1 protein-coding gene is annotated in these 1,206 nt (G+C 53.0%); it reads right to left on the bottom strand.

The annotated features are described in order from the left end of the window. Positions 1-30: 30 nt before the first annotated feature. On the bottom strand, positions 31-1,206 hold a 1,176-nt coding region (locus tag EII26_RS12820), incomplete at its 5' end, for an ISL3 family transposase (protein WP_124889539.1).

Below are 1,206 nucleotides of genomic sequence, written 5' to 3'. Positions count from 1 at the left end.
GGTTCCTCGTTATTCTGTGTGGGTAAGGAACTATTCAGTCAAATTCAAATGTCCTGCGACGAGGTAAATCATATCGATGAAGGTCTGTTTGTTTCGATATCCCCGTGCCTTCGCTTTCACAGCCTGCACCAGACTGTTGGTCCCCTCAAGAACAGCATTGTTGACCTGAGAGGTAAACCATTGCAGAATCCCATGCCAATGTGCCTTAATCGTCTTTGCTGCTTCCTTCATCGCTTCAAGACGGCTGTGCCTTGCCCAAAAGTACCATCTCTTCAGTAATGCCGTGCCTTCCGAAACCGGCCGCCCTCGACTGAATATGTCCTGGAAAATCAGCTTCAGATGATACGCCCTCGCTGTCTTTCGATTACACTTCTTGAAACTCAATTCTTCAAGCCGCACTCTCTGTTCCGCCGTCAGTTTCTCCGGGGACTTCAGCCAAAGATAGCGCGTATGGCTCAGAAGAACGCTCGTCTTGCGTTCTTCTCGTCGTGTCCGGTCCACGGCCTCATTGACGACCTTGATGACGTGGAACTTGTCAAACGTCAGCTCCGCCATGGGGAAATTCTCTCCTGCTCCCTTGATGAATGCAGGAGACATGTCACAGCACAGCTGCCGAATGTTCTCAGCCCGACCGCCATGTTCCGTCAGAAACGCTCGAAAGCGGGCTACCACCGAAGAATCCTTCCCATCCGTCACGAATATGACGCGCCTCGTGTCAAGGTCCACAAAGATGGAGACATAGTCATGTCCACGGCGGCTGGACGTTTCATCGAAGCCAACACGAGTGACACGGGAGAGGTCCAGTTTTTCCAGCGCACAACTTAAGTGGTGCCCTACAAGCCTCCACACGCGGGTATCGGTCACACCCAGCTTTTGGCCCAACGTCTTGACAGGCATCACAGGAGCCAGGTCGATTATCCGCCGTTCGAAAAGCAGAGTGAAGCCGCTGCCCTCGCGTGCCCAGGGAACACAGACCTGATGGACTCCGCATGTTCCGCACTTCACACGCGGAACGCGAGCAGTCACATAGGTTTCAAACTGGAAGAAGTCGAGGTGTCGCCAGGTTCTTTCTGCCGTATCATGAACGCACCGATTCTCCGTCCCGCACGATGGGCAGGAAAATTTAGCTCCTTTCGTAAAGTCGACGCGAATATCAAGGCGGTTTCTATCGGCATCGAGGTCTATGGACTCGATATGCCACGGCTT

Source organism: Fretibacterium sp. OH1220_COT-178, from assembly GCF_003860125.1.
In the GTDB taxonomy this organism is placed as follows: domain Bacteria; phylum Synergistota; class Synergistia; order Synergistales; family Aminobacteriaceae; genus CAJPSE01.
This window is presented reverse-complemented; position numbering and strand designations above follow the sequence as displayed.